Origin of the sequence: Flavobacterium sp. (assembly GCF_029242675.1) — a bacterium.
Taxonomy (GTDB): Bacteria; Bacteroidota; Bacteroidia; order Flavobacteriales; family Flavobacteriaceae; genus Flavobacterium.
Window position 1 is genome coordinate 1 of the sequence record NZ_JAQWTM010000363.1, and the last position, 20,586, is coordinate 20,586.

Sequence of the window (20,586 nt, forward strand, 5' to 3'; positions counted from 1 at the left end):
TTAGAATTATGAACAACATTGTTGCGATAGTAGGAAGACCTAATGTGGGGAAATCAACCCTTTTCAATAGGCTGATACAAAGAAGAGAAGCTATTGTAGATTCGGTTTCGGGAGTTACTCGAGATAGAAACTACGGTAAAAGCGAGTGGAACGGAAAAGAATTTTCGGTTATTGACACGGGAGGATACGTTCGTGGATCAGATGACGTTTTTGAGGGAGAAATCCGTAAGCAGGTAGAATTGGCAATTGATGAGGCTGATGTCATCATTTTTGTGGTTGATGTAGAGGAAGGGATTACTCCTATGGATGACGCAGTAGCTAAGTTGTTGCGTAAAGTAACAAAGCCTGTATTACTAGCGGTGAATAAGGTGGATAACGCCATGCGTGAGAAGGATGCTGTGGAATTTTACAACCTAGGTTTAGGTGAGTATTATACATTTGCAAGTATTTCAGGAAGTGGAACTGGTGATTTATTGGATGCTTTAATCATTGCTTTCCCAGAGAAACCAGAAGTTGAAGAAACCTCTGACTTACCTCGTTTTGCTGTTGTAGGACGTCCTAATGCTGGAAAATCAAGTTTTATCAATGCCTTAATTGGTAAAGATCGTTATATAGTTACTGATATTGCGGGTACAACTCGTGATTCTATCGATACTAAATTTGACCGTTTTGGTTTTGAATTTAACTTAGTAGATACAGCGGGAATCCGTCGTAAGGCTAAGGTAAAGGAAGATTTAGAGTTTTACTCCGTAATGCGTTCGGTTCGTGCAATTGAGCATGCTGATGTTTGTATTTTAATTATAGATGCAACTCGTGGATTTGAAGGTCAGGATCAAAGTATTTTTTGGTTGGCTGAGAAAAACCGAAAAGGTGTAGTGATCTTGGTGAACAAATGGGATTTAGTTGAAAAAGAAACGATGTCAACTAGAGATTACGAGGAAAGAATCAAACAAGAATTAATGCCTTTTACCGATGTGCCTATTCTTTTTGTGTCTGCCTTAACAAAACAACGTTTATTAAAAGCACTTGAAGCTACGGTAAAAGTGTATGAAAATAGACAACAACGTATTGCTACTTCAAAATTCAACGAGTACATGTTGAAGGTAATTGAAGCGTATCCGCCGCCTGCAACTAAAGGGAAATATGTGAAAATTAAATATTGTATGCAGTTGCCAACGCAAACTCCGCAATTTGTATTTTTTGCTAATATGCCACAATATGTAAAGGAGCCGTACAAGCGTTACCTTGAAAATAAAATTAGAGACAATTGGGATTTCGCAGGAGTGCCAATTGATATTTATATAAGAGAGAAATAAAAACAAAAAATCCCGATTCAAATCGGGATTTTTTTTTGTTTTAAAGTATCGGTTACTTACAATTGATTTTTAATTTGATGGTGTAATCAGGTTTTAATGGTTCATTTGTTTGTGCTAAACGTTGCGAGCCGGTATTTGCAGGACAAGCGATGTCATTAGTTGCATCATAAATCACGGGTTTAGCAGCTGTAATGAGTCCTGTAGGGACATAGATTTGTACTTGGGTTGTAGCATAACCATAGGGAAAATACCGAATGTAGTATCCATTAGGATGTAGTGTCCAAATGCCGCTTGGGACATCAGCACGGGCTGGTGCCATACCAGCAATGATCGCATACTTTTCCATTTCGGCAAAACTAGAGTTGCCTGAAGCTACCATTTTACGGATGTTGTTTTCGGCTTCAAATGCGTCTTGCAGCGCGTCAGGTAATTTAGATTTGGCCTGATCCATTACACTTTTTGGTAATACGCCTAGCATTCCTCCTTCGAGCTTTGTTAGTTCGATTGGTGTAAGCAATGCAATAGCAGTTAGTTTAACTTGTCCGCTGTAATCAGCAAATCGTGCTCGTGCAATTATGGTCCACAGCAGGACTTGAATGTCATTTTGTTTAATTTCGGGATGTTTTTCGGCACTTTTTAGAATTGCAATGACAATATCTTTTTGTGGACCAAGAGTTGGAGCATACATATACCCATCACCTTTGGAGGGTGCATAGGTTCCTGCTTTTAGACAATAACTCTTGGCGGTCATCTCATAAAACCCTTCACATAAAATAAAGCCACCAGTGCTCGCTTTAGGTAATAAATACAAATGTTGTATATTCTTCACGATAATATCGTTCGGAAATTTGGCACCTGTTTGATTGACATCTTCAAATGAAGTTGTAATTGCTGCGGGCTTTTTAAGTATTTCTGTTAGACCTAGTTTTTGAGAACCCAGAGAAGCTCCTGCTTCTAAGACTTTTTGTTTCCAGCCGCTAAATTGGGAATAACCATTTATACTATTCAATGTGAGTAACAGGATAAGAAGAGTTGCTAAGCCGATGTTTTTCATGATTGGTTAATTTTTGACCAATCAAATATAAGATTATATAGACAAGTTTCAAATTTAAGTAGTTTAACTTTGCGTTATCATGTTTGCTGTTAGAATTATACTGCCGAAAATATGAAAATATAAAGTTGTGTGATTATAGTTAATTTTAGATATAAAAGGAGTTGGTTATACCGACTTATTGACTCGATTTAAGATTTATTTGTGCTATATTAAGCTCAATTCCCCATGTAATTTGCTGACTTTAAAACGATGAATTGAATAAAGTTGGTGTAAACTTTACTTGTACATATGCCCAAGTTGGTATACGGTTAGCATCTCCTGTTTTCTTTATAGCAGTTAACGTATTTGATGGTAACGCCACAGAAAAACCGCTTTCGATAGCAGTGTAGCTATTGGGTTTATAGGTTATTAATAAATCGTGCTCGTAGCCCATGAATTTAGTTAAAGTGGTATTGGCAGCAGTCACGAAGCTCTTTTGAGTATAAAATAAGTGGTTGTTGGAACTAATTTCTAAATGTGAATTTATGGTTTTACTTATATAAAAATATGGATTCACTAGTCCGGCGTTATTCAAGTCAGTTGGGAATCTTGTAAAATAATCTAAGGATCCATTAAAGCGATGTGCTACGCCATACAGTGGCACGAAGTTGTGATCAATCGCTCCAATTTTTCCGTTATCTCCACTTAAGATTTCAGCTCCTAATTTGATAGTAATTTTGTTAGTGCTGGTATATCTCAACTCTGGTTGCAAGTACCAAGCATTTATCGTTTTCCCCGTAGTATTTCTTCCGGATTGGAAATAAGTATTGGTAGTGAGGTACCACTGTTTTTTTTGGTATTCCAATCGTCCACCATAGGTAAATCGCCAGTAATTTTGTTCTTTATTGATGGCATCTTGATATGCATCAGAAGCTGTTATGGTTGTCAAAGTAAAAACATCATTGTATTGGTATTTTAGATAATGAACCAGTAACGCCTTATAATTAGTCCAGGTGGAGGGTGTGCTGTTAGCAGCTGTAGTGCTTAATTCAGTAGGAGTAAAATCAGTTCCAAAAAACCTTTCACTAGTTTGATTGAACGCGCCAACCAACTCGGTATTGAGTTTTTTAGATTTAAATCTTAAATTTATGGCATCGTGTGCACCTGCATTTACGCGCCATTCATTTTCAGCAAACAAACGCTGGTTGTCGTAGGCTAAGCACTGCCTCCCAATTCGAATAGAGAGTGAGTGGGTTAAGAAAGGTTCAATATAACCTTCAAACAATTGAATGGTTCCGTTTAAACCTTTAGGGTCTTTTGACCCCCAAACTCTTGCGTCCTGAATTGAAAAAACAGCATTTAAGTTCGAATCATCTTGATAGGAGAAATTTATTCTACTCCTTTGATTGACAAAGGCGGCAGGAGCGGTACTTGCATCGGGAATATTTCCATAGCCATTTCGATATTCCAATCGATTTTTTATCTGTAAATCTAGAAGAAATGTTTTGTGACTTGTTGTCAAATGAACTTCGGTTTGTGTTGCTTTCCGAATAGAATCAATCTCCTTTTGATTTACAAATCCCTTTTTTACTAATAATTCTAATAGCGCATCATTAGATTGAGCTGAACCTGTTGCTACTGCAAACAAGGTGAATAGGGAGGCTACTATTTTTTTTAGGTTCATTGTTTATTTTAAATTTCAGCAAATATATACTAATTATACCTAAATAGTAGAGTTAAATACAAACTATGTTTTTTTTACTAGCGAAGCTATGGTTATACCGTTCATAGCTTTTAATGTTTCATCTCGAATTAGCACTAATCCGTGGCGTAAACTGCATTCTGATTCCGTGGTACAATCTAAACAACGTTCGTAAAAATTTAAGGAAGCACAAGGCAATAAGGCAATAGCTCCATCAAAGAGGCGATGAATATCGGATAGGGTGATGTCGTTTCCAGGTTTTAAAAGGTAATAACCACCATTTTTTCCTTGCTTACTGCCTACAATATGACCTCTTTTTAGATCTAATAAAATTTGTTCTAAAAACTTTTTAGGAATCATTGCTGTCGCCGCAATTTCGCTTGTTTTAGCGATATGACCTTCCTTTTGTTCGGCTAAGTATAGTAGTGCTTTTAAGGCGTATTTTGTTTTGTTGGAAAGCATTGTATTTGTTAGTTTGGCTTATGACTTTTGTGATTGGTTGATTAAAGATAAACAAACTAGTCATAAAGTCAAGATATTCTTCGAAAGTTACCTTTTATAGTGTCGTTTACTTCCTCCTCGGGTATGAATCAGTAGTTTGATCCGTTTGTTTGCTCGTTGTCCAAAAATAAGAAAGACTGCGCTAGGCAGTCTTTCTTAATGTTTTTACCAGCCACCGCTAGATCCTCCACCTGAGAATCCGCCTCCGCCAAATCCACCTCCGAAGCCTCCTCCACCAAAGCCTCCTCCTGATGAACCACCTCCAAAACCGCCACCTCCGCCACCACGGCCGAGATTGCTAAGGATAATGACATCGAGTAAGCTTGGGCCACCGCCGCCGCGATTACCTGAGTTTCCGCCGCCGCCTTTATTTCTAGAGGCTAAAGCAATGATTACGATCACAATAATTAGTAATGGAACAAAGGGAAAATCTCTTCCCTCATTATTTTTCTTTCGTTCTCCTTTATATTTTCCTTTAAAAACATCAAAGAGCGCATCTGTTCCTTTGTTGATACCGTTATAATAACTTCCAGCTTTGAATTCGGGAATAATTATATTTCGGATGATTTCGCCACCTATTCCAGCTGTTAGTCGGTCTTCTAGACCATAACCTGGATTAATGGCAATTTTTCTTTCCTTTTTTGCGACTAAGATAATGACGCCATTGTCATCTTTTGCCGTTCCTCCAATCCCCCAAGTTTGTCCCCATTTAGTAGCCAACTGACTAACATCTTCATTCTCTAAGCTTTCAATTGTAATCACTACAATTTGAGTAGTAGTGGTATCAGCGTATTGAATTAACTTTTGTTCGAGTTGTTGCTTTTCGGATGCGCTAAATAAGTTCGCGTAATCATATACGGATGTTTGTAAATCAGGTAACTTAGGTATTGTGTATTGGGCAAAAAGGAAACTGCTATTTAATAGTAAGGCAAAAAACAGAAACTGTGTTGCTCTTGTTTTAAGACTTTTGACTTTCGACTTTCGACTTATTTTCATTATCCTTTCGATATTTCATTTGATAATTCATTCGTATCATCCTCTGACCACGGAAAGTATTTTTTTAACTCTTCGCCAGCTCTTAAAATACCGTCGATCAAGCCTTGTTTGAAATTTCCGCTCTTGAAATGGGCAATCATGATATCTTTAGTTGTATCCCAAAAATCATTGGAAACAATATCATTAATTCCTTGGTCGCCACAAATTACAAATGTTTTATCTGCGACAGCAACATAAATTAAAACGCCGTTTTTTAATTGAGTCTCATGCATTTTTAGTTCATTAAAAACTTCCAGCGCGCGATCAAAAGGATCAAGTTTGGTCGTTTTTTCAAGATGTACTCTTATTTCTCCTGAGGTATTTTTTTCGGCCACACGAATGGCTTCAACAATTTCCTGTTCTTCGGCTGCAGTTAAAAAATCTTCTACTTTAGACATGAGTTTCTTTTTATGTTTTGAGATGTTTCTTAAAATACAAAACCATCAAGAAACAAGATGTATTAATTCTCAATAATCTATGTTTCTTAATGGTTGGTGTAGTGTTCTAGTCAGTTAGAATTTTACTTCTACAGGCTTGTCAGCGCCTTCAACTGCATTAAAGTATGCTTTTTCTTGGAAGCCAAACATTCCTGCAAAGATGCTGTTTGGAAATGTTTTGATGTGTGTGTTGTATGGTTTTACCGCTTCATTAAAACGAGTTCTAGCCGTTAAAATTTGATTTTCAGTACTTGCTAATTCGTCTTGTAATTTTAAAAAGTTTTCATTTGCTTTTAAATCAGGATAACGCTCTACTGAAACTAATAAGCGAGATAGCGAACTGCTCACACCGCTTTGCGCTTGATTAAACTGCGCTAGTTGGTCTGCTGTAATGTTTGTAGGGTCAATGGTTACTTGGGTTGCTTTAGCACGCGCTTCAATAACTGCAGTAAGTGTGCTTTTTTCAAATTCAGCAGCTCCTTTAACCGTATTGACTAAGTTTCCAATAAGGTCATTACGTCTTTGGTAAGCCGTTTGAACATCTCCCCATGATTGCTCTATGTTTTGATTAAGTTCAACAGCGGTGTTGTTGATTCCTTTAACCCAGCTATAGATTCCTATTAGAACAACAGCTACAATAATCCAAGGTAAAAATTTTTTAAAATTCATGATTTTGTTTAATTTAATGTTTGTTATTTGTTTTGAGTTTGATTGTTATAATTCATTTTTAATATTCAGCAATTGCATTTTTATAGTTTCGAGCTTGCTGATAATTTCGAACTTATCTAAGGTTTTCTTTTGTCCCTCTTTCAAGTGTGTTTTTGCTCCTTCAAGTGTAAAACCTCTTTCTTTTACTAAGTGAAAAATAAGTTGTAGATTTTTTACATCTTCTGGAGTAAACATTCGGTTTCCTTTAGCATTTTTCTTTGGCTTAAGGATATCAAATTCACTATCCCAAAACCGAATCAACGATGCGTTCACATTAAAAGCCTTAGCGACTTCGCCAATACTGTAATACCTTTTATCTTTAGAAAGTTCAATGTGCATTTTAAATATTTTATTATTTTGAAATCAATTTCAATAAACTAGTATTAGTCTAATGATTGATTTTCTTGATTGGCTTGTTTTGATATTGCGATATACTCTACAGCAGAAATATTTCCGTAATAAAAATTCAAAGGATTGACTACTTTACCATTTTTATGCACTTCATAATGTAAATGAGGAGCCTCTGATCTCCCGGTACTTCCTACGTAACCTATAATGTCGCCCCGTTTAATTCGTTGTCCTGGCTTGCAATTGTATTTACTTAAATGAGCGTATAATGTTTCGTATCCATAACCATGCCTAATCACAATGTGATTACCATAACCGGATGCTCTATTATTTGCCTCGTCAACTACACCGTCACCAGTAGCAAAAATGGGAGTACCTTGTTTTGCTGTAAAGTCCATACCCTCATGCATTTTCCTGGCTTTTGTAAAGGGATCAGTTCTATATCCAAAACCAGATGCCATGTGTTTCAAATTTTCATTTCGTACCGGCTGAATGGCAGGAATGGCTGACAGTAATTTGTTTTTTTCTTTGGCTAATTTTAAAATAGCGTCCAGCGATTTAGATTGTATAGCGAGCTCCTTTGTCAATATATCCACCTTTTTAGTTGTAGTTATGACCAATTTCGAGTTGTCATATCCCTCCAATTCCTTATATCGATTCACATCTGCAAAACCTGATTTCCGCTCCTCCTCAGGAATGGGCGCCGTATTAAAATAGGTTCGGTATAAATTATTATCGCGCTCCTCAATTGCCTCTATTACAACATCCAATTGCTCCACTTTTCTATCCAAAACAGCATAATTCAGTTTCAGGTTGGCGATTTCACGTGCCAAAAGTCGGTCTTTTGGAGTTTCAAAGTAGGGAGTGTTTAACAGTACTACAAAACTCAAAAGCCCAAAGAGCGCTGAGGCTATTAAAAACAAGATTACAAAGCCAAATTTCTTTCTTTTTTTAACCTTGATTTTGCGATAAGCCAGATTTTCAGAATCGTAATAATATTTTACTTTCGCCATGTTTTAAAATACCCTATTTTTGTGCCTCGTTAAAAGGTTAGTTGAACAAATTTAAGAAATGTTTCACTCGTAGCACTCCTTTTTCGCAATAAAATAATTAAGGCCTTATCCAGCTGTACGTTTCAAGTTCTCGATAGGTACTCTTTTTTTTCTAATGAACCCGCAGGAGCTTCCTCTGGTCGCTCTGCCGCTTCAAGAAAAAATAGATTCCCTATTCTCGAAGCTTTCCACTACCATCTGGGGCAATAGAAATTAAAAGATTGAATGATTGAAAGATTGAAAAATTCAATTCTAAATAATCTTTCAATTTTTGAATCTTTAAATGTTTAAATAAAAAAAATGAAATCACAAGACATTCGAAAAGCGTATTTACAATTCTTTGAAAGCAAAGGGCACCTTATTGTTCCATCGGCACCAATAGTGCTTAAAGATGATCCAACCTTGATGTTTAACAACTCAGGGATGGCCCAGTTCAAAGAATATTTTTTAGGAAATGCCGTTCCTAAAAGTAATCGTGTTACCGATACCCAAAAATGTCTTCGTGTTTCCGGAAAACATAATGATTTAGAAGATGTAGGTTTTGATACCTATCACCATACCATGTTTGAAATGTTAGGAAACTGGTCTTTTGGTGATTATTTCAAAAAAGAAGCTATTCCTTGGGCTTGGGAGTTTTTGACCGATGTTTTGAAGCTAGATAAAAACCGTCTGTACGTTTCTGTTTTTGAAGGAAACGAAGCCGAAAACGTGCCTTTTGATCAAGAAGCATTTGATATTTGGAAACAATTTGTTCCCGAAGACCGTATTATTCTTGGAAATAAAAAAGATAACTTTTGGGAAATGGGCGACCAAGGACCTTGCGGACCTTGTTCAGAAATCCACATCGATTTACGATCAGACGCCGAGCGAGCGGCTGTACCGGGTTTTAGCCTAGTTAACGCAGATCATCCACAAGTAGTTGAAATTTGGAACAACGTTTTCATGGAGTTCAACCGTAAAGCCGATGGTTCACTTGAAAAATTACCAGCACAACACGTTGATACTGGGATGGGTTTTGAGCGTTTGTGTATGGCTATGCAGGATGTAACGTCGAATTATGATACGGATGTTTTTACACCACTAATTACTAAGGTAGAGCAAATTACAGGATTTAAATACACGACTAACGATGTCATTCTGAGTGATAGTGAAGAAGCTCAAAACAAAACGAATATCGCTATCCGTGTGATTGTAGATCACGTTCGTGCTGTAGCTTTCGCAATTGCTGACGGACAATTGCCTTCAAACACAGGAGCAGGATATGTGATTCGTCGTATTTTACGTCGTGCTATTCGTTACGGTTTTACATTTTTGGACACTAAAGAGCCGTTTATCTTTGAATTAGTAGCTGTTTTAGCAGATCAAATGGGTGAATTTTTCCCTGAAATTAAAAAACAACAAACATTAGTCACTAACGTAATTCGTGAAGAAGAAGCTTCTTTCTTGAGAACTTTAGATCAAGGATTACAATTGTTAGACAAAGTAATCGCTGAAACTTCTGGTAAAGAAGTAAACGGCCCTAAAGCATTCGAACTGTACGATACTTTTGGTTTTCCAATCGATTTAACAGCCTTAATCTTGAGAGAAAGAGGTTTTAGTTTGGACGAAGCTGGTTTTGATAAAGCCATGCAAGAACAAAAATCACGTTCTCGAGCCGCTTCAGAGGTTTCTACCGATGACTGGAAAATTCTGGTTGAAGGCAATACCGAAAAGTTCGTAGGTTACGACCAAGTAGAAAACGAAGTGAAAATCACGCGTATTCGTAAAGTCGACTCTAAAAAGGATGGGGTTTTGTATCAGATTGTTTTAGATGCAACACCATTTTATCCTGAAGGAGGTGGACAAGTAGGAGACAAAGGAATTTTAGTTTCTGCAAATGAAACGATCGAAATTTTAGATACAAAGAAAGAAAACAATCTGATTTTACATTTTACAAAGCAATTACCCGAAAATGTTAATGCTAGTTTTATTGCTAAAGTCAATACTGATTTAAGAGGATTGTCCTCTAAAAATCACTCTGCTACGCATTTAATGCACCTGGCATTACGTACTGTTTTAGGCCCGCATGTTGAGCAAAAAGGATCCTTGGTTAATCCTACTAATTTGCGTTTTGACTTTTCGCACTTCTCTAAAGTAACGGATGAAGAATTGCAGCAAGTAGAGGATTTCGTCAATGCTCGAATTCAAGAGCAGTTGCCGTTAATCGAAAGAAGAAACATCCCAATACAGCAAGCTTTAGACGAAGGCGCTATGGCTTTATTTGGTGAAAAATATGGTGACAATGTTCGTGCTATTAAATTTGGAGATAGTATGGAATTATGTGGAGGAATCCATGTGAATAATACGGGCGATATTTGGTCTTTTAAAATAGTCTCTGAAGGAGCTGTGGCAGCAGGTATCCGTCGTATCGAAGCGATTACAGGCGATGCAGTTAAAAAGCATTTTGTAAATCAAGAGGAGTTGCTATCAGAAATAAAACTTTCTCTAAAAAATCCTCAAGATATTTTAAAGGCAGTTACATCTTTGCAGGAAGATAATGCCAAATTAAAGAAACAGTTAGAAGCGATGTTGAAAGACAAAGCGAAGAATATGAAAGCTGATTTAGTCAAAGAAATTCAAGAAATAAATGGCGTACAATTTTTAGCAAAGCAAGTTGATTTAAATCCAGAAGGAGCAAAAGACTTAGCTTATGAATTGGGGACCTTAGGAACGAACGTGTTTTTAGTTTTGGCTACAGCCGAAGAAGGAAAACCGATGCTTTCATGCTATATTTCTAAAGAGTTAGTTGCCGACAAAAATTGGAACGCAGGTCAAGTAGTTCGTGAACTTGGTAAATTCATCCAAGGTGGTGGAGGTGGGCAGCCTTTCTTTGCAACAGCAGGAGGGAAAAATGCTGCAGGTATTCCAGAAGCACTTGCGAAAGCAATTGATTTTGTGAAATAAAGAAGGAATTAGCAGAAGTTTAAAAATAATAGGCATGGAATTTGTAACTTTGCATATCCTTGATTGGCAATATATGTTGAGTAAATTGTCCAATTTTCGATTTTAAAATGATGAGAATATGAAAAAATTAATTAAGCTTGGTTTTTTATTGGTACTATTGGTTGTTTTTTATTCTTGTGCCAATGATAAAAATGGAGGAGTTAAATTATTAGTAAAACTTGTAGAAACCACTGAAGACAGCAGTAAGGTAACTACGGTGTTTACATACAAGGGAAATGAAATAGTAAGCACAGACAATGGTAAAGAACATATTGATTACACTTATACAAATGGATTAATCACAAAAGTAGTTACTACCAAAAAAAGTAATCAATCGGTAATCACTTCGATATATACCTACGAGAATGACAAATTAATGTCCCTAAAATCATCAAATAAAATTATAATTAATTTTATACATAATTCAGATGGATCGGTTGCTTATCAGAACTTTATAGTAGATGAGAAGGAGCAGCAAATAAAAAAATACCATGGAATTCTTTCTTTTAAGGGTGGAAATCTTAGTAAGGACGTCAGGATTTTAGATGATACTGAGCCAGGCATAGTGTCCAAAAATGAAGTAAGCTATGAGTATGACTCCAAGAAAAATCCTTTTCATAATGTATTAGGTTATGATAAATTGCTAAACCAAAACCAGCTTATTTCTATCAATAATAGTTTGATAACTATGGTTGAAAACAGTATTACCAATAGCGTTGATGATCAAATAATATCCTCTGCAAAGATTTATAAAAGTGCATTCAAGTATGATGATGATAGTTATCCCACTGAGCAAATTACTGAAAATGCAAGTGGACACTTAGGCTATTTAAAGTCTAATTATTTTTATGAATAGTTATTTATCGTAATGCAATTTCGAACACAAATACCTATTCCTAAAAGTAGTTATCCAATTGACTATAATTCTAAAGTGGTGTCTTTGGGTTCTTGCTTTGCCGAAAATATGGCTTCTAAGTTGCAATACTTCCAGTTTCAAAATTTTTGTAATCCATTTGGGATCATCTTCAACCCTGTTTCAATCGAAAAATTAGCAAGTCGGGTTGTTGCAAATAAGTATTTTACGGACGAGGACGTTTTTTTTTATAATGAACGTTGGCATTGTTTTGAAATTCATTCAGATCTTTCTAGTACTGATAAAGTTGCTTTTTTAGAGTGCATCAATCAATTAGTAGATAGTACCAAAGAGTATGTTATGCAAGCGTCCCATATTATTATTACCTTGGGGACTGCTTGGGTCTATCGCTGCAATGCTAGTAATGAAATCGTAGCAAATTGTCATAAAGTACCACAAAAAGAATTTACTAAGGAGTTACTATCAATTGCAACAATTCAGGAGACTATCTCAAATACGATCAGACTAATTCAATCTATCAATCCTAGCTCTTGTTTTATTTTTTCGATTTCTCCTGTACGGCATAGTAAAGACGGTTTTGTTCAAAATCAATTAGGTAAATCGCATTTAATAAGTGCTTTGCAGGCCGTTTTAGATAGTAAGGATCAAAATTTAATTTATTTTCCTAGTTATGAAATCATGATGGATGAGCTTCGTGATTATCGTTTTTATAATGAGGATATGCTGCATCCAAGTACAGTTGCAATTGACTATATTTGGGAACGATTCGTTCAAACAACAATTGCTGACGAGGTCAATGAGACTATGAAAGAGGTGGCAACTATTCAAAGATCATTACAGCACCGGTCGTTTAACCCACAATCTGAAAGCCATCAAAAATTTGAAGCAAATTTGCAAAGTAAAATCAGTAAAATAACTTCTCTTTATTCACACATGAAATTTTAATTATGTTAAACCTAATTTCAAACAAAAATATGAGTATCACTTTATAATTTACACAGTAACTTGTCATGCAAATGCTATAATTTTATAAATAAACATAAGCTCTTTATTTAGATTAATAAGTTCGTCGGGATGTAGTGATGGTGCCATTAATTATTTTTGAAACTTATTCTTATCTAGTTATTAAAAGCTAAAAAATATAAAAAGAGTACGAAGCTAAAAATAGATTATTTTAGGTAAGTTGACAAAATGAATTGTGATACTAATAGTTGTTTACTTTGTGAAAATTGCATGATAATTTAGTTGTACAAGCTACTTTTCTAATCTACCGTGTAGTATACAACAAATAAGCTAATTATCTAAAGACTAATAAATGATAGTAAAGTAAAATCATGTCTACAATCTTATAAGAGATAGTATTATAGTCTTGAATTATGTGGTATGTGCTTTAAACTATGTGAAGCTATACCTAGATTCAGCAAGCAAAATTATTGATTGTATACTAGCGCCTAAATATCCTTGCAAAAAATGCTTATAAGTATAGCAATGACTGAGGATTTAAAGAATAAATATGCGAGTATTGATTAGAAAACATATAAAACGTTGCAATAAGCTGCGTACAATGCGGTCGTACGTTCGTGAGCAAACAATTTTATGATTAATTTGAAAAAGATTATTAGTTGAATGAAGATAACTATCGATGATTAAAGTATTTGTTTTTATGGTAGCACAGAAGTAATTTGAAACGGATCATAGAAAAAAAGAAAAAAGATTTATAAGTTAAGAGGTGCGTTTGATATGAATTTAAGTTTTAAATGAACTCATGTGCATATTTTATCTAGGTATAGTGTTAATTTTTATCAATTATTGGATAAAATAGGGCAATTGCCTTATTTTTTTTAGTCTGTTTTTTTAGGAAGTTTGCAGTGATAAACTTAAACTTTTAAAAAACCAAATATGAAAACGAATAATAAGAAAAATTTAGCCTTAGTTGCAGCATTGGTATTTTCAACTTGTTTTGTCCAAGCCCAAACGTTAGGTGAATTTAAACCAAAAGACAGTGGTTATAAAGCAAATAGTATTAGTGATGGTCCAAAGAAAATATATATTTCTAGTTTTACCATCAACTTTGAAATGTACAAAGAGGCTGTAGATACAAAAAAGGCAGGTGGATTTGGAAGGTCGATTAAAAATGCAGCCAAAGCCAAAGCTGCGGTAGGTTTGTCTACATTAAATAAAGAAGATATTCAAAATAAAGCTGATAAATTGTACGACGAATTTGTTACGGATTTCAAGAGCAGGGGGTACGAAATTATTTCTACAGAAATTGCAGGAAATACGGATGTTTATAAAGGTTGGAAAAAAGCTACAGGTCCTGAAATAAATGAGACGGATATGACAGGAATTATCGCAGTAATCCCTGCGGGCTATTCTTATTATTATAAAGACAGAAATGCGTTTTCGACCAAATTTTCGGTTATGGATAAAACCGCTCAAAACTTATCAAAGGAATTAGATGACGCCTTAGTAGCAGATGTGTCTTTAGTTTATGTTTTTTCTGAAGTTGGAACCGATTGGAATATTGGTGAATTTGCAAAAGTGAAACTTTTAATAAACTACAGGTTAGCAAGTAGTTTTACTGTCTCAGACGAAAAGTCTCAATCGCCAGGAATTACAAGTTTCTTCGATAAATCACAACAAGCTGTAGGTTTATCAAGTGAAGTTGTATTTACCAGAGGGAAATTAAAAATAGGAGGAAGTCCGGAATCTCAATACATTGGAACTATTAAATCTGATTTGGAAATTGATGGTGTGCTTAAAAAAGAAAAAATCGTTGCTTATTCTGCTCAGACAAAAGCGACCGCTACTTTACTTAATCCCGTGGTGTCTATTCGTGGAGATAATTATAGCCAAACTACAAAATGGTTGGAGCCGGATGGTACAAAATTTGCAGAAGGAATCTATTTGGCAGGTAAAAAATTCATCAAATATCATCTGGATTCTGTATTTAAATAGATACATTATTTGTTTATGACAATACAAAAATAGGGTAGTTGCCCTATTTTTTTTTGCACTAAATTTTTTTTCATTGTTGGTGCAAAAATAATAAGATCTTATTTGTTTTTATTTAAAGATTTGCGCACTACAATTATTTAAACTGAGAGGCCAAAAATTAGGTTTAAGTATTTTAGACAAAAAAAAGTTGACAAAGTTTAAATATTGCTATCTAAATTGAATGATAAAACTATACCTAACTAAAAAAAAAGGTACTTAATTTGATGCAAATACGAATATCTATTAAATTCAGACTACCTATTTTTTCGATAATTACATTAGTATGGCAAAATATAATACAAATTAATGTATTGTTAGCTATCGTTGACTAAAATTTTCGAGGAAAGATTTTTTAGATAAACTCAGTATAGTTGTGATTTAGCATCGCAACTAAACTCAAATTTTGGTAAAATTCGCGTAGATAAATGAATATTTATTTACCTACTGATTTGTTTACCAAAAAAACAATAAAAAAGAACATGTAAAATCCGGTGATTCATATCAATAGTAGAAGTATGAGTATAATTCTACTGGAGAACTTTGGAAAAAAACTAGATTGTCACGAAAATGATTTCGTAAATTACTCTACCAAAGCTTTATATACCGCAGTTGTTTATTAACCAATACTATTAAAGGTCGGGTTTCATGCTTAAGTACAGAAGAGGAGTTATATGTATTTATTTATCCTATCAAATCACGAAGAGTTTAGAAGCGACCTCTTGTAAAAGGTTTTTTATGATAGGAGTATATGATGGATTAGATAGTAAGCTTTTCGCTGATTTTAGAAGTAACTGTGATATAAAAAGTATGGAGTAATTCTATAATTCTTGTTAGAAATATAAATTTTTATCTAGCAATCAATCACATTTTGGTTAGAACGATTTAGATTTAAAAGAGTTAAATCTAGTAATAGATAAAAATCATCAATTGTATTTTGAGATTAAAAACAACAAATCCTTTTAAAATTTCATTTGAAGCCTAGTGTATTTTGTCTATTTTTTCTGTAATTAATCACATATAGACCGTTTAATTTATTTGGTATTTTATGATTTATTATCTTTAGATGTGTTTATCAGAATTTTAAAAATTAATTATGAGTACAAAATCTATCATTTTATTTATTTCATGCATTGTATTAAATGTATCTGCTCAAACTAAAATCACATATATAGATAGCTTGGAAAAAGCTATGACTAAATTACCTGAAAAACAACAATTAAAAACAATTACAAAAATTCCCTATGGGAATTTTGTAGCTGAAGTTGAAAAGGCAGAAAAACTTTTTAGAAAGGCAGAAAATTTAGCATTTAAGTTAAAAGACAGTTTATCACTGGGAGATGTAGTTTTTAAACAGGGTCAATTGAAAGCTTATCAAAATAAATTAGATGAAAGTATAGCGTTAATATTAAGAGCCATAACCATTTTTGAAAAAAGTAAAAACTTTAGCGATGCTGGTATAGCATATGGAGGATTGGGTTATAATTTAAAAAAATCAAATTTAGAAAATAGTCTTTATTACATGAGAAAAGGCATTAAATTATTAGAAAAAAATAATGATTTAAAAGGCTTAAATCCAATATATGATAATTATGGTGTTGTTTTAAGTATGTCTAAAAAGATAGATAGTGCTTTATACTATCAAAAAAAGTCGCTTTTTATTAAAAAACAATTAAAGGACAGCAATGGTATTGGGTATAGTTATGCCAATATTGCCAATACATTTACAGAAAATAAAAATTATACTATTGCTAAAATATACGTAGATAGCTCTATGGTGATTCGAAATAAAATTGCTGATAATTATGGAGTTACCGTAAGTTACGTTCAAAAAGCTGAAATTTTAATGCTTGAAAAAAAGTATCCACAAGCTATAGAAAATTTTAAAATTTGTGCCCAATTGGCTAGTAAGTATAAATACAAACATTTAGAACAATATTGTTATGAAAACCTAGCTGCTTGTTATTTAGAATTTCCAGATTATAAAAGCGCCTACTTTTATAAAGACAAATTCCAGACATTAAAAGATAGTTCAGAAAATGTTCAAATTAAAAATAAAGTAGAAGAACTGCAAATTCAGTTTGAAACAGAAAAAAAAGAAAAGCTTTTAGCTAAAGCGAATTCTGAATTGGTGTTGAAAGAAGCCAAAATAAAACAACGCAATAGCTATTTGGTCTCTGCCTTGGGGTTGGCTTTTTTGTTGGGATTAATTGGTTATTTGGTATACAAACAGCAGCGTTTGAAAAACCGTCAAATTATTAAAGAAAGCGAACTCAAACGTGCTCTAGCTGAAATAGAAAACCAAAACAATCTACAAGAACAACGTTTGGCTATATCCAAAGATTTGCACGATAACATTGGTTCGCAATTGACTTTTATTATTTCGTCATTAGACAATTTGAAATTTTTTGAATTTTCTAAAGAGATTTTATACATTAAATTCGATTCGATAACTGCATTCACGCGCAGCACGATTACTGATTTGCGCGATACCATTTGGGCTATGAATAAAGAAGTCATTACTTTTGAAGATCTGAAAACAAGAACAACCAACTTTATTGAAACGGCAAAAACATCTCTGTTGGGGATTCAGTTTGAATTTAATTATCCAGAGAGTTGCGAGTCACTTTTTCTAAATTCTTTGCAAGGAATAGATGTTTTTAGAATCATACAAGAGTCGCTTAATAATGCTATAAAACATTCCAAAGCTACTCATGTTGTTGTCGATTTTGAAGTGATGGACAATGAAATTTTAATCACGATTATAGACAATGGTGTTGGTTTTGATTCTAAGGAAATTAAAGAAGGAAATGGTTTGTCAAACATGAAAAAAAGAGCAAAAGAAATTAATGCTGATTTCATCATTGAACAATTACAACCAGGGACAAAAGTAACTTTGAAGTTTACTTTAGACTAAAATACGGCAATTGCCTTATTTCAAAATTTGTTTTTCAAAAGTAGTTTTACAATTCAATCTTAAAGGATTTTGAATGAAACTATTTCAACTCATTTTTGTTCTCTACTTTAGTAGTTTTGCTGCTTTTTCACAAGACTATTTTATAAAAGAAGATTTTGTCAACAACAAAATAAAGTTTAGTATTCCCTTTTCTCCAGATTGGAATCGCGATTTTTTCGTAGAAACTGAAGTTCGAGTTGCTAATTCAAGTGATCCTGGAATAGAAAATGCAGGCTTGATTTTCAGTTTTGATAAAGAAATAGAAAGTTTTTATGGTATCTATATATCCTATGGAGCAAATATAAAATCTGAATATAAAGACTTTATTAAATTCAGAACAAAAAATGTTACTAGTGTAGAAAATGATGATGTGTGGCTAAAAACGGCTCTTGTTAATCATGAAGGATTCAATAGGCTTCAAGTTTATAAAATTGATGATGAATTATTTTTTGCTATCAATGATCAAGTTATTCATCACATTGAAAAGATTGAATCTAAAGGAAATGAATTACAGCTCACATCAGGAAAAAAGGGACTTTACGCACACTATATGCAAGCCTATTATTTAGATGAATCTATTAAAAGTAATTTAAAAGAAAATCTTATTTCTCAATTAGAGGTTTACCAAAGAACCGGAATCCATCATAAAATAGCTAACGATTACGAAAAAGTACTTACTTTAAAAGAACCTAAAAGAATTGCTTCACTAAACAGTAATGTTTCAAATTATATTCCAGAAATTGATGTAATATCAGTTGGAAGTAACGATATTTCTTTTGAAAATAATGTTATCAATTATGATAGTAAAACGATGGAGGTACTTTCTGAAAGTGATTTTAAATTAAGATTAAAAAACCTAGCTATTTATAATGAAAGCCTCGCAAGGACGCACATTAATCCATCAGATTTGCTCGAAGGCAAAAGGGTTATTGGGAAGCTTCAAGGTTCGCTGATTTTAGTTAAAGACAACGAGTACGGTTTTTATTCTTATGATTTGAAAATTAAAAAATTCAATAAATTAATTAAAACCAAAGCAACTAACAGAAACATAATTATTTCAGACAATTATAAATATTTATGTGTTTATGACAAAGTTTTTTCTTTGGAAACGGGTAAAGAAATTGAATATAAATATACTGGAGGAATGCCATCTGATAATCCTTTAATTGTGGCATGTTATCAAGACAACATTATTGTAAGAAAAGGTTCTCAGATGAAAACGATAAACTTGGCTACCAAAGAAGAAAAAGAGTTCAAAGAAGAAGGTTATTTTCAAAATCATTATTTCTTTAAATTGAATGGTCGCGAATTATCAATCCTTGATTTGTCAACTAATAAATATATAGTTGAACACTTACAAGTATTAGCTTTTGACAGGAAAAGTTATCTTAACTGTAAATTCAACTATTTTCCAGAATCTAATAAAGTGTATGTTAGTCAAGACTTTAATTTGAATCCTGTTTTCTATTTCTCTTTAAATGATGCCGTACAAAATACTTCATCCTACAGCGTTGATTTAAATACAAACGAAATTACTCCTTTTTTGTTACACAAATCTGGTGCTACTATTCAAGCAAATGAAGAAAAAAATGAAGCTGTTGAGGCACAATCTAAAGTAGAAGTTGAATACTTTTTAAGCCAATTCAAAACATTTGGCAATTATTACGAATTGAATTATGATAATTTTGATTATGTAAATGTTTCTTCAAATGAGCTATTAAATAAAAATGGCATAAAAGGAACTACTTATGTCATAGGGAAATTTTGCACATACAACGGTGGAGATTTGCTAGCCATAGGAGTTACAAAAGACCAATATCAAGTCGAATTAATTACAATTTCTTATGGCATAAAAGGAGTATTTATACGTCGGAAAGCTTTAGGGGTGACGCAAAATGTAAATGGTTACACAACTCAAATTGCATCAGTAAAAATTTATAGAAACAGTTCTGATACAATTAAGTATACTTTAATTGTTAACGATGGTAAAGAGACTAAAATACAATTAACTAGCGATTGTAAATAAGTAATATTAGGCAATTGCCTTATTTCAAGATTCAATGACCGAAGTTACTTTCACTTTTATAAATTTTAAAATTTTAAGCTATGAAAAAGAGTACCCTATTTATTTGTTTATTATTTACTGCAATTGGTTTTGCACAAATTGATTACGGCAATCAAGTAAAGAAAAATGATGTTAAAAAAGGTTTAATCACTTTCGATAAAAATACGGATAACAATGGGGTAGTAACCTTTGGTTTTAAAACCGAAGGCAAACCAGTTGGAGCACAAATGATTTTGAGCCCTACGGGGATTACGACTTATCTAAACTTCAATAAAAATTTTGAGATTGATGGCACCACTTTAATTATAGATAAAAATTCAGGTGAGATTTCTCTTTATACCTATCGAAAAAGTAAAAAAGATGGGCCTGCTTTCAAAATAGCAGGTAATAAAATACTTTGGAACAAGCAATTCAAAGATGATAAAGAAACAGGAAAAGATTACAAAGTCAATCATAGTTTTGATTATTATGCTAGAAGCGGTTCCAGTTTTGAAGGTTTTACGATGGAAAAATACAAAGAGTCGTATGCTCTAGGCTATTTTGCGTACAGTAAAAGAGCCTATCCTATTATTCATGTTTGGAA

Annotated in this window: 16 protein-coding genes; 8 read left to right on the forward strand and 8 right to left on the reverse strand. The window is 33.5% G+C overall.

Annotated elements, in window-relative coordinates; translation table 11 throughout:
* Nucleotides 1-8 precede the first annotated feature (8 nt).
* Nucleotides 9-1,316, forward strand: a complete 1,308-nt coding sequence (gene der, locus P8M54_RS13330) for a ribosome biogenesis GTPase Der (RefSeq protein WP_300288448.1) — start codon at nt 9-11, stop codon at nt 1,314-1,316.
* Nucleotides 1,317-1,368: 52 nt separating this feature from the next.
* Here the strand turns inward: der and P8M54_RS13335 are convergent, their stop codons facing one another.
* From P8M54_RS13335 to P8M54_RS13370, 8 genes are all read right to left on the reverse strand, one after another.
* The gene (locus tag P8M54_RS13335; RefSeq protein WP_300288429.1) at nt 1,369-2,370 is read right to left on the reverse strand and encodes a hypothetical protein; all 1,002 of its coding nucleotides are present in this window, start codon (nt 2,368-2,370) and stop codon (nt 1,369-1,371) included.
* A gap of 241 nt (nt 2,371-2,611) precedes the next feature.
* A complete protein-coding gene (locus P8M54_RS13340) occupies nt 2,612-4,033 on the reverse strand; it encodes an alginate export family protein (RefSeq protein ID WP_300288430.1) in 1,422 nt (473 codons plus the stop codon).
* A 63-nt stretch (nt 4,034-4,096) separates the two neighbouring features.
* On the reverse strand, nt 4,097-4,513 hold the full coding sequence (locus tag P8M54_RS13345; protein ID WP_300288431.1) for an Rrf2 family transcriptional regulator: 417 nt from the start codon (nt 4,511-4,513) through the stop codon (nt 4,097-4,099).
* A gap of 204 nt (nt 4,514-4,717) precedes the next feature.
* A complete protein-coding gene (locus tag P8M54_RS13350; protein WP_300288432.1) occupies nt 4,718-5,548 on the reverse strand; it encodes a YgcG family protein in 831 nt (276 codons plus the stop codon).
* Complete coding sequence (locus P8M54_RS13355) at nt 5,548-5,985, reverse strand: TPM domain-containing protein (protein WP_300288434.1); 438 nt, start codon at nt 5,983-5,985, stop codon at nt 5,548-5,550. The genes P8M54_RS13350 and P8M54_RS13355 overlap by 1 nt, the downstream gene beginning before the upstream one ends.
* A 114-nt stretch (nt 5,986-6,099) precedes the next feature.
* The gene (locus tag P8M54_RS13360; RefSeq protein WP_300288436.1) at nt 6,100-6,693 is read right to left on the reverse strand and encodes a LemA family protein; all 594 of its coding nucleotides are present in this window, start codon (nt 6,691-6,693) and stop codon (nt 6,100-6,102) included.
* 45 nt (nt 6,694-6,738) lie between these two features.
* Nucleotides 6,739-7,071, reverse strand: a complete 333-nt coding sequence (locus P8M54_RS13365; RefSeq protein WP_300288437.1) for a MerR family transcriptional regulator — start codon at nt 7,069-7,071, stop codon at nt 6,739-6,741.
* A gap of 44 nt (nt 7,072-7,115) precedes the next feature.
* Nucleotides 7,116-8,093, reverse strand: a complete 978-nt coding sequence (locus tag P8M54_RS13370) for a M23 family metallopeptidase (RefSeq protein WP_300288438.1) — start codon at nt 8,091-8,093, stop codon at nt 7,116-7,118.
* A 339-nt stretch (nt 8,094-8,432) separates the two neighbouring features.
* Between P8M54_RS13370 and alaS the strand changes: the two genes are divergently transcribed.
* The 7 genes from alaS to P8M54_RS13405 all read left to right on the forward strand — a co-directional run.
* A complete protein-coding gene (gene alaS, locus P8M54_RS13375; RefSeq protein ID WP_300288439.1) occupies nt 8,433-11,075 on the forward strand; it encodes an alanine--tRNA ligase in 2,643 nt (880 codons plus the stop codon).
* 118 nt (nt 11,076-11,193) lie between these two features.
* On the forward strand, nt 11,194-11,970 hold the full coding sequence (locus P8M54_RS13380; RefSeq protein ID WP_300288441.1) for a hypothetical protein: 777 nt from the start codon (nt 11,194-11,196) through the stop codon (nt 11,968-11,970).
* A gap of 12 nt (nt 11,971-11,982) precedes the next feature.
* A complete protein-coding gene (locus P8M54_RS13385) occupies nt 11,983-12,933 on the forward strand; it encodes a GSCFA domain-containing protein (protein ID WP_300288443.1) in 951 nt (316 codons plus the stop codon).
* 954 nt (nt 12,934-13,887) lie between these two features.
* Nucleotides 13,888-14,946: a hypothetical protein gene (locus P8M54_RS13390; protein ID WP_300288444.1), complete on the forward strand. Its 1,059-nt coding sequence runs from the start codon at nt 13,888-13,890 to the stop codon at nt 14,944-14,946.
* A 1,132-nt stretch (nt 14,947-16,078) separates the two neighbouring features.
* Nucleotides 16,079-17,899, forward strand: coding sequence for an ATP-binding protein (locus tag P8M54_RS13395; RefSeq protein WP_300288445.1), 1,821 nt, complete (start codon nt 16,079-16,081; stop codon nt 17,897-17,899).
* A gap of 73 nt (nt 17,900-17,972) precedes the next feature.
* The gene (locus tag P8M54_RS13400; RefSeq protein ID WP_300288446.1) at nt 17,973-19,964 is read left to right on the forward strand and encodes a hypothetical protein; all 1,992 of its coding nucleotides are present in this window, start codon (nt 17,973-17,975) and stop codon (nt 19,962-19,964) included.
* 80 nt (nt 19,965-20,044) lie between these two features.
* Nucleotides 20,045-20,586 (forward strand): hypothetical protein (locus P8M54_RS13405; RefSeq protein WP_300288447.1); only part of this gene is annotated, 542 nt, incomplete at its 3' end.

Coding starts and splice junctions, on each gene's coding strand:
- P8M54_RS13335 (WP_300288429.1), bottom strand. CDS start 2,370: ATGAAAAACATCGGCTTAGCAACTCTTCTTATCCTGTTACTCACATTG.
- P8M54_RS13365 (WP_300288437.1), bottom strand. CDS start 7,071: ATGCACATTGAACTTTCTAAAGATAAAAGGTATTACAGTATTGGCGAA.
- P8M54_RS13350 (WP_300288432.1), bottom strand. CDS start 5,548: ATGAAAATAAGTCGAAAGTCGAAAGTCAAAAGTCTTAAAACAAGAGCA.
- P8M54_RS13400 (WP_300288446.1), top strand. CDS start 17,973: ATGAAACTATTTCAACTCATTTTTGTTCTCTACTTTAGTAGTTTTGCT.
- P8M54_RS13340 (WP_300288430.1), bottom strand. CDS start 4,033: ATGAACCTAAAAAAAATAGTAGCCTCCCTATTCACCTTGTTTGCAGTA.
- P8M54_RS13355 (WP_300288434.1), bottom strand. CDS start 5,985: ATGTCTAAAGTAGAAGATTTTTTAACTGCAGCCGAAGAACAGGAAATT.
- alaS (WP_300288439.1), top strand. CDS start 8,433: ATGAAATCACAAGACATTCGAAAAGCGTATTTACAATTCTTTGAAAGC.
- P8M54_RS13380 (WP_300288441.1), top strand. CDS start 11,194: ATGAAAAAATTAATTAAGCTTGGTTTTTTATTGGTACTATTGGTTGTT.
- der (WP_300288448.1), top strand. CDS start 9: ATGAACAACATTGTTGCGATAGTAGGAAGACCTAATGTGGGGAAATCA.
- P8M54_RS13360 (WP_300288436.1), bottom strand. CDS start 6,693: ATGAATTTTAAAAAATTTTTACCTTGGATTATTGTAGCTGTTGTTCTA.
- P8M54_RS13370 (WP_300288438.1), bottom strand. CDS start 8,093: ATGGCGAAAGTAAAATATTATTACGATTCTGAAAATCTGGCTTATCGC.
- P8M54_RS13395 (WP_300288445.1), top strand. CDS start 16,079: ATGAGTACAAAATCTATCATTTTATTTATTTCATGCATTGTATTAAAT.
- P8M54_RS13385 (WP_300288443.1), top strand. CDS start 11,983: ATGCAATTTCGAACACAAATACCTATTCCTAAAAGTAGTTATCCAATT.
- P8M54_RS13390 (WP_300288444.1), top strand. CDS start 13,888: ATGAAAACGAATAATAAGAAAAATTTAGCCTTAGTTGCAGCATTGGTA.
- P8M54_RS13345 (WP_300288431.1), bottom strand. CDS start 4,513: ATGCTTTCCAACAAAACAAAATACGCCTTAAAAGCACTACTATACTTA.